Annotated in this window: 6 protein-coding genes and 1 pseudogene; all 7 read left to right on the top strand. The window is 52.5% G+C overall.

Going from position 1 to position 8,324, the window contains the following annotated elements; genetic code table 11:
- A pseudogene (locus FEK43_RS23250) lies at nucleotides 1-121 on the top strand (cytoplasmic protein); the annotation flags it as partial.
- Nucleotides 122-313: 192 nt separating this feature from the next.
- Complete coding sequence (locus tag FEK43_RS23245) at nucleotides 314-604, top strand: hypothetical protein (protein ID WP_240782992.1); 291 nt, start codon at nucleotides 314-316, stop codon at nucleotides 602-604.
- Nucleotides 531-1,049: a hypothetical protein gene (locus tag FEK43_RS22170; protein WP_240783151.1), complete on the top strand. Its 519-nt coding sequence runs from the start codon at nucleotides 531-533 to the stop codon at nucleotides 1,047-1,049. The genes FEK43_RS23245 and FEK43_RS22170 overlap by 74 nt, the downstream gene beginning before the upstream one ends.
- On the top strand, nucleotides 1,046-1,417 hold the full coding sequence (locus FEK43_RS22165; RefSeq protein WP_131162131.1) for a hypothetical protein: 372 nt from the start codon (nucleotides 1,046-1,048) through the stop codon (nucleotides 1,415-1,417). The genes FEK43_RS22170 and FEK43_RS22165 overlap by 4 nt, the downstream gene beginning before the upstream one ends.
- 24 nt (nucleotides 1,418-1,441) lie before the next feature.
- On the top strand, nucleotides 1,442-3,655 hold the full coding sequence (gene tssI / locus FEK43_RS22160; protein WP_135406099.1) for a type VI secretion system tip protein TssI/VgrG: 2,214 nt from the start codon (nucleotides 1,442-1,444) through the stop codon (nucleotides 3,653-3,655).
- A gap of 23 nt (nucleotides 3,656-3,678) precedes the next feature.
- Nucleotides 3,679-4,122, top strand: coding sequence for a DcrB-related protein (locus tag FEK43_RS22155; RefSeq protein WP_135406100.1), 444 nt, complete (start codon nucleotides 3,679-3,681; stop codon nucleotides 4,120-4,122).
- Nucleotides 4,123-4,142: 20 nt separating this feature from the next.
- On the top strand, nucleotides 4,143-8,318 hold the full coding sequence (locus FEK43_RS22150) for an RHS repeat-associated core domain-containing protein (RefSeq protein WP_240783150.1): 4,176 nt from the start codon (nucleotides 4,143-4,145) through the stop codon (nucleotides 8,316-8,318).
- The last annotated feature ends 6 nt before the right edge of the window (nucleotides 8,319-8,324 follow it).

Here is an 8,324-nt window from a genome sequence, read left to right as displayed (position 1 = left end):
CCTGCCGTGACCGTGCTGGCTAGCAAAAATGTTAACGCAGGCGCAGCAGGGGCATGGATGGTTCTGGCAGCAGAACAGCAAGGGGCGGTATGTGGATGCTTTGCGACTGGAGAAAAAATAATGTGCCCACGAATGCTGAGAATAGCTATACAAAAATATGACGATAAACGTGCAGATGGGGAAACAAATATACCCATGAACTTCAAGTTGATTGCTATCTGTTTACTTCAGGCTACTCTTGGTCCCATCTGCGTTGGTGGGTAAGCAAGCATCTTCAGGTTTATTGGATATATAGCAATATAAGGAGGTGAACATGGGTAACTCTCAGGATGAGGCTATTCAGCAGGCATACGATGCTTATGACGACTTAATGCTGGATAAACGATATATCAGGGACAATGATGCCTGGGGAGATTTAAAAATTGACCGTGAAAATGGTGCAATCTCATTGTTGCTCAGATGGAAATATAATTGGATAAAAAGATGGGATGCAAAAACTGATTGGACAGATATGGAGAAAAATGCCTTTCATGGGAAAGTTATTTTTGTCATTAATCAAACATGGAATAATAAGATTTTTTTTATCCGTTTCTGGGAAGTCTGAGTTTGTCAGTAAGTTTAATGGCAAGGATTTATCTTTCACAATAGAAATAATTCAGACTGATCGTCATGGGTATTGGGATGTGGTGGTGTTTAAAATTGATAATGATGATCCAAATAGTTTTCGACAGAGTTCCATTGTCTGGAATAGTCGATACGTTGAACTTGACTCTAAAGATATAGTTGCAGCAGCTAAATGTCTTGGTTCATCAAAAGTTTGCCATGAGCAAATAGGGCTGTCTCACGAGCTTGGGCATATTATTGGATATCTTGCTGATGAATACTATAGTGATGATGCAGATAAAGCAACTACACCATTCTCCGGGGACGCCAGTGCGTTAATGAATATTGGTATGGAACTGCGCTCTCGTTATATGGGAAATGTCATTGAGCGGTTAAATAGAATGGTTCCGGGTTCTAATTTTTTTGTGAAAAGCGTAAAAAAATGAAACTAATATACGCTGTGATTATTTTTTTGATAGTGGGTGGGGCGAAAAATAGCATGCCTGATATTCCTGTACATGCTTATCTGAATGCGAGTGGTGTGTATAATAGAGTTGAAGAGAATGTTCTATTAAATAACTATGGTCAGCCAGCGTATGAATTTATAAAGCCTCGTTATAAACTTGTAGGCGAATATTATATAGAAATTGAAAGTACCTATCGCTCAACAAATCCTGAATTCAGAAATATCCCCATCAAAGAAATGTTTTGGCATTTGCGGGGGGATTTAAATCTGACATGTTTTTTTCATTATAAAGATGGACAGTGGCGGGTTATTTCTTATTTTTTCTGGCAGCCGGGCGCTAAATTCTAATCCGATATTAAAGGAATAAATATCATGAGTTTTGTATCTACGGGTAATAAATCTGGCAGTAACGGTGGGCCAGCTATCTCCACGCCACTTATAGCCAGAGAAAGTGGTGGTATAAGCCCTGGTTCAGCCGCAACCGATGTAGCTGATGCAGCCGAGCAGATGGCAGAACAGGCCGCGGCGGACCTGTTTGGTGCGTTGCCGGAACCGTCAGGTCTGGTTAAAGCCGCAGTAGCTGCTGCTCAGGCTGCCGCTGCAGCAGCAGGGATATCGGATATGGCTGGTGCAGTTCAGGATGCGGCGGCGTCGATTGCAGCCGGTGGTCCGGGCGCGCATAACGTCACAGTAAGTGGTAGTGCGGTGCCGCCGCAGATGCTTTTGTTTGCAGGCATGAATGGTTCGGAAGGGCTTGGGAATCTGTTTTCCTACACAGTACAGCTTAAAACGCCGGACGCCCTGAACCTGGGGTACGTTTCCCCCGCTGCTAACCTGCCGCTTCAGCCCATGGTGGGCAAAGACCTGTGCATCAGTATCGAACTGGACGGTGGCGGAAAACGGTATATCAGCGGGCTGGTGACGGCGGCGAGGGTGGTCGGCCATGAGGGCCGTTCGGTAACGTATGAATTACGCATTGAGCCGTGGCTGAAGCTGCTGACCCACACCAGCGACTACAAAGCGTTCCAGAATAAAACCGTGGTGGATATTCTCGATGAAGTACTGGATGAATATTCTTTTCCGGTGGAAAAGCGGCTGGTGGAAAATTATCCACCCCGCGCCTGGCAGGTGCAGTATGGTGAAACCGACTTCGATTTCATCCAGCGCCTGATGCAGGAATGGGGGATTTACTGGTGGTTTGAGCACAGCGAGAACAGCCACACGCTGGTGCTGGCGGATGCCATCAATGGTCATAAAGCGTGCCCTGACTCGCCGCTGGTGGAGTGGCACCAGGAGGGACTGAAGCTGGATAAGGAATTTATCCATACCATTACGGCCAGTGAGAGGCTGCGTACTGGAAAGTGGGTGATGGACGATTTTGATTTCATGAAGCCGCGTTCGCTGCTGAAAAGTACCGTGGCCAGTCCGCGTGATACCGGTCATGCTGAATACGAGCATTACGAATGGCCTGGTGATTACTTCACTACGGTCGAGGGCGAGATGCTGACGCGCATTCGTATGGAAGCGCAGCGCAGCCCAGGCAGCCGGGCACATGGGGCCGGTCATATCCGTACCCTCATGACCGGGTACTCCTTTACGTTGATGAATCACCCGACGGCAGAAATTAATCAGGAATATCTGCTGGTACAGACCACGCTGTTTTTACGGGATAATGCGCAGCACAGCGGTCAGGATCAGCATTTTACCTATGTCACCACGTTTGAACTGCACCCCACCAGCGAAGTTTACCGCCCACAACGAACCCTGAGCAAACCCCACACCAAAGGCCCGCAGAGCGCCATTGTCACCGGCCCGGCGGGGCAGGAAATCTGGACGGATAAATATGGCCGGGTGAAGCTGCAGTTTGGCTGGGATCGTTACGGTAACAATGACGAAAACAGCTCCTGCTGGGTCCGTGTCAGCTATCCGTGGGCAGGGAAAGGATTTGGCATGATCCAGATCCCGCGTATTGGCCAGGAAGTACTGGTGGATTTCAAAAACGGCGATCCGGATTTGCCCATCATCGTGGGGCGCACCTATAACCAGGACACCATGCCGCCGTGGGGGCTGCCGGGCATGGCGTCGCAGAGTGGGATATTCAGCCACTCATTGCAGGGAGGGCCGACTAACGGAAATATGCTGCGCTTTGACGATAAAACTGGTGCGGAAGAAGTGAAGTTCCACGCGGAAAAAGACCTGAATACTACGGTAAAAAACAATGAAACCCACACGATCATGGTCGATCGCACAAAAACCATTGTCAAAAATGAAACCATCAGCGTGGGAGAAGACCGTAATGCCACCATCACAAAAAATGATGGTCTTTCCGTCAAACTGGCTCAAACCATCAATGTCGGAACGACATATCGTCTGGATGTTGGCGATCAATTTACCCTTCGTTGCGGCAATGCAGCGCTTGTATTACACAAGGATGGCTCGATTGAGTTTTGCGGAAAACAACTTTTACTGCACACCAGCGATGTTATGCAACTCATTGGCAGTGGCATTGATATGAACCCGGATGGCGGAAAAGCCATTACTGCGGATGATATTGCCCCGTTATCCACTCCGGATGCTTCTGAATAAAAAATAATAAAAGGATTTTATCTATGACCAGCCTTTACCGTATTCAGGAGGGCAGCTTTGCCCTGCCTGAAACTTTTCTTGATCGCACCGTCAATATCTTCGTCCCGTTGGGCAATGAGAGGGCAACTCCCAGTCTGAATATTTCCCGCGATACGCTCAGGTCCGATGAAAACCTGACCACCTATATTGACCGCCAGATAGCCTTGATGAAAAAAAACCTGGGCCAGCACCGGGTACTTTCGCGGGGAACGGCACTGGCGGGAACTGGCGAAGCTGCCATGACAGGTGAACAGATTCTCGCAACTCATCGTTCTGGAAAAACAGAAGTGTACCAGCGTCAAGCCGGGTTTATCACCGGGCCAGCAAAGGTACTGGTGTTGACGCTGACCAGTCAGCGTCCTTTTGATGAGCACACCGACCAGCTATGGACTGCATGGTTGACCAGTTTTCAGCCTGCTAAAAGCTAAAAAAACAGGGAGGTTTTGTCATGTATGAAGCCGCACGGGTGGATGATCCCATCTACCACACCAGCGCCCTTGCCGGGTTTTTGATAGGGGCCATCATAGGTATCGCCATTATTGCCGTCGCCAGCTTTGCTTTTGTTACCTGCGGCTTTTTGGCTGGGCTGATTTTGAGTTTTCTGGCTGATCAGATAGCTTCCGGAGTCCTGCAATTGGGAGAAGCCATCGGGCGCTCGATACATTCCACAGTGGGAAAAATTCTGACCGGTTCTGATAATGTCAGCACCAACAGTCGCCCGGCCGCCCGCGCCGTACTGAGTACGGTGATATGCGAAGACCATTCCCCGGAAATCCGCATTGCCCAGGGTTCCGGCAACATCTACATCAACAGCCAGCCAGCTGCCCGCAAGGATGACCACACTGAGTGTGATGCAGTGATTGAGGACGGCTCCCCCAATGTCTTTCTCGGCGGTGGTACACAAACGGTACTGGAAATCAGCCCGGAAATCCCTGACTGGCTGCGTCAGGTGGTGGATGTGCTGTATGTGGTCGCCGGAATGCTTGGCGGACTTGCCGGAGCCGCACGCCAGGCGGCAAAGATGGGGTCGAAATTTGGCACAAAATGCGCGGCCAAATTTATTGGCGGCGAAATTACCGGGATGGCCGTTTCCGAGGTCGCTATGGGGTTGTTCAGTAACCCGGTGGATGTCACTACAGGGCAAAAAATTCTGCTGCCGGAAACGGATTTCACCCTGCCGGGTCGTCTGCCTGTTACCTGTTCGCGCTTTTATGCCAGCCACCTGGAAACTGAAGGATTGCTGGGCAGAGGATGGCGGCTGAACTGGGAAATAACCCTGCGAGCTGATGAGGAACATATCACTCTGATTGGCGGACAAGGTCGGGAGTTAAGTTATCCGAAAGCGATGCTGACACCGGGTCACCAGATATTTGACCCCGAAGAGCAGTTTTACCTTAGCCGCCTGCATGACGGACGCTATGTGCTGCATTACACCGACCGCAGCTACTACGTGTTTGATGAGTTTGATGACCACGGCGTCGCGCCATTACTTTTTATGGAGACACCGTACCGGCAGCGAATTGCTTTCGGGCGTGAGAACGGCAGGCTGGTGCGGGTGGCTTCCAGCAGCGGGCACCATCTGTTACTGCACCGCACAATGACGCCGGCAGGGGAAAGACTTTCGCATATTGAACTGGTGAAAGGCGGGCGTCCCGGTAACCTGGTGGAATATCGCTACGACGATAACGGGCAACTGACTGGCGTGGTGAACGGGGCCGGTGTGACGGTACGCCAGTTTGCCTATGAAAATGGCCTGATGACAGAGCACCGCAACGCGACGGGCTTTACCTGTACCTACCGCTGGGAAGAGATTGAGGGGGTTCCCAGGGGGGTGGAGCACTCAACCAGCGACGGTGAGGATTACCGGTTCCACTATGATTTTGCTGGTGGGCAGACGGTGGTAACTGGCAGGCCGGAGCAGAAGTGGCAGTGGTGGTTTGATGAAGATACGTATGTGACTGCTCACCGGACGCCGGGCGGCGGAATGTACCGCTTCAGGTACAACGAAAACCATTTTCCCGTAGAGGTGGAACTCCCCGGCGAACGCAGGGTAACGCTGGAATACGATACCCTGAGCCGGGTGGTGAAAGAGACGGACGCGGCAGGGCGGGTGACACAGACGCAGTGGAACGGCAGTTTTGCTGAAATCACGCGCCGGGCACTGGATGACGACCACGTATGGAAGGCGGATTACAACGAACACGGTCAGGTGATACGGGAGACAGACCCGGAAGGACGCGTCACGCGCTACGGGTATGATGAACAGGGGCTGGCGGTCAGCCGCACGGATGCGCGGGGCGGCGAGGTTGCGCTGGCGCGCGATGCGCGCGGTCAACTGACGCGTTACACCGACTGTTCGGGGCGCGCCACGGGTTATGAATACGATGAAGACGGCAATCTGACGGCGGTGACGGACGCGGAAGGGAAAACGGTACGCATCAGCTATAACCGTCTGGGGCTGCCGGAGACGGTCAGCCACCCCGGTAAACAGCAGGACCGTTACACCTGGAACGCGCTGGGGTTACTGAGCAGCCACCGTCGCATCACGGGCAGCGTACAGTCCTGGCAGTATACGCCGCGCGGGCTGCTGGCGCTCCATACGGATGAAGAGAAACGGGAGACGCGCTGGCATTATACCGCGGAGGGATGGATTGCCAGCCTGAGCAACGGCAACGGGGCGCTTTACCGGTTCAGCTACGACGGCGACGGACGGCTGACGGGAGAACAGCGCCCGGACGGCCTGATACGGATGTTTGTGCTGAATGCGGGCGGGTATCCGGTCATCATCCAGACGCAGGGTACAGAAGGCGGGATGCTTAATGAGCGGCAGGAGCGTGATGTGCTGGGCCGCCTGCTGCGCAGTGACACGCAGCACAGTACACGGACCTTCAGCTACAACCGTCTTGACCAGATAACGGAAGTGACGCTCACCCCGACGGAAGAAGGGGAACGGCTGCACCACATGCAGGCGGACAGGGTGCGCTTTGATTATGACCGCAGCGGGTGGCTGACGGCAGAGCACAGCGTGCACGGCAGCATAAAGTACCGGCGTGACGCGCTGGGCAATCCCACCGACATTACCCTGCCGGGCGGGCAGCATCTCAGCCATCTTTACTACGGCAGCGGGCATCTGCTCCAGACGGCACTGGACGGTATCACGGTCAGTGAATATGAGCGTGACAGCCTGCACCGTCAGGTGATGCGCACGCAGGGGAAACTGGCGACGTTCAGCGGCTACAACGCCGACAACCGGTTAAGCTGGCAGCGCAGCCTGCCGGGCGGCAGCCAGAATCCGCAGCAGACCGGTAACCCCCCGGCGCAGAACGACAGCGTGACGGCGCGGGACTATATCTGGAATGCGGACGGTGAAGTTGGCGGCATCAATGACAAACTGCGCGGTTGCCTGGTGTTCAGCTATGACCGCAGCGGCTGGCTGACCAGCCGCACGGGACAGATGTACGACCATGACCATTATTATTACGACAAAGCGGGCAACCTGCTGACGGACGAGTATCAGGGAGCGGTGCCGGATAACCGCCTGCCGGGCTACGGGCGTGACCGTTACCGCTATAACGAATGGGGCGAACTGACAGAACGCAGGGACCAGCAACTGGAGTGGAACGCACAGGGCCAGTTAACGCGAGTCATCAGCAGCAACAGCGAGACGTGGTATCAGTACGATGCGCTGGGCAGGCGCATCAGCAAGGCGACCAGCAATCTCCATGCCGACCGGGGAGAACGAAGCCGGACGACGTTTGTGTGGGAAGGGTTCCGGCTGTTGCAGGAGACAACGTGGCAGGGGAAGCGGACATACCTGTACGACGCGGAACAGCCGTACACGCCGGTGGCGGCCATCACCGGGCGCGGAGAGAGCCGGAAAATCTGGTATTACCACACGGACCTGACGGGAACGGTGCAGGAGGTGACCACAGCGGACGGGACGCTGGTGTGGGCAGGCTACCAGGCGGGATTTGGTGAAAACCGGGGCGACATCAGCAACAGCGGGGCGTACTTTGAACAGCCGCTGCGACTGCCGGGGCAGTACTTTGACGAAGAAACAGGACTGCATTACAATCTGTTCAGATATTATGCGCCGGAGTGCGGGCGGTTTATCAGCCAGGACCCGATAGGGCTGGCGGGTGGAATAAACCTCTATGCTTACGCGCCTAATCCGCTGTCATATATTGATCCTCTGGGGTTAAGTGCAATTCCTGGAATAGATACCAATAATGTATTTAGAGGCGATGGTAATTATAGCGGAGGCTCAATTGGACTTCCGAAAGAAGGAATAATATCAGCAGAAGATATTGTGAATCATATTGAAGAAAAAGGTGATGGGCGTTTAACGTCTTTTAGTACTAAAAATAAATCTTCACCCAGTTCACGAGGAGCAGATTTCTTCTCCAATAAAGTGGTTAAAGTTTCTGTCGCTGATCTTGCTGAATTAGAAAAGGCAGGTTATATTTCCGTACTAACACAAGAAAAAGTGAAGGGGATACTTAAATCATCATCCGATAAAAGCATCAGAAGGAATGTAAATAATATACTTCAAAATATGAGTAGAAATAATGAAGTATTAGTTCATGGGCAGATTCCTGGGGATAATGTTAGGCCATGTGGGTGAGACAGT

The sequence above is a fragment of the Escherichia sp. E2562 genome (assembly GCF_005781075.1).
Taxonomy (GTDB): Bacteria; Pseudomonadota; Gammaproteobacteria; order Enterobacterales; family Enterobacteriaceae; genus Escherichia.
The sequence above is the reverse complement of the archived record's forward strand: the minus strand, read 5'-3'. Positions and strand labels throughout refer to the sequence as shown.

Excerpts from the sequence above, each read along its gene's own strand:
- FEK43_RS22150 (WP_240783150.1), top strand. The coding sequence starts at position 4,143 with ATGTATGAAGCCGCACGGGTGGATGATCCCATCTACCACACCAGCGCC.
- FEK43_RS22165 (WP_131162131.1), top strand. The coding sequence starts at position 1,046 with ATGAAACTAATATACGCTGTGATTATTTTTTTGATAGTGGGTGGGGCG.
- FEK43_RS22155 (WP_135406100.1), top strand. The coding sequence starts at position 3,679 with ATGACCAGCCTTTACCGTATTCAGGAGGGCAGCTTTGCCCTGCCTGAA.
- FEK43_RS22170 (WP_240783151.1), top strand. The coding sequence starts at position 531 with ATGGGAAAGTTATTTTTGTCATTAATCAAACATGGAATAATAAGATTT.
- tssI (WP_135406099.1), top strand. The coding sequence starts at position 1,442 with ATGAGTTTTGTATCTACGGGTAATAAATCTGGCAGTAACGGTGGGCCA.
- FEK43_RS23245 (WP_240782992.1), top strand. The coding sequence starts at position 314 with ATGGGTAACTCTCAGGATGAGGCTATTCAGCAGGCATACGATGCTTAT.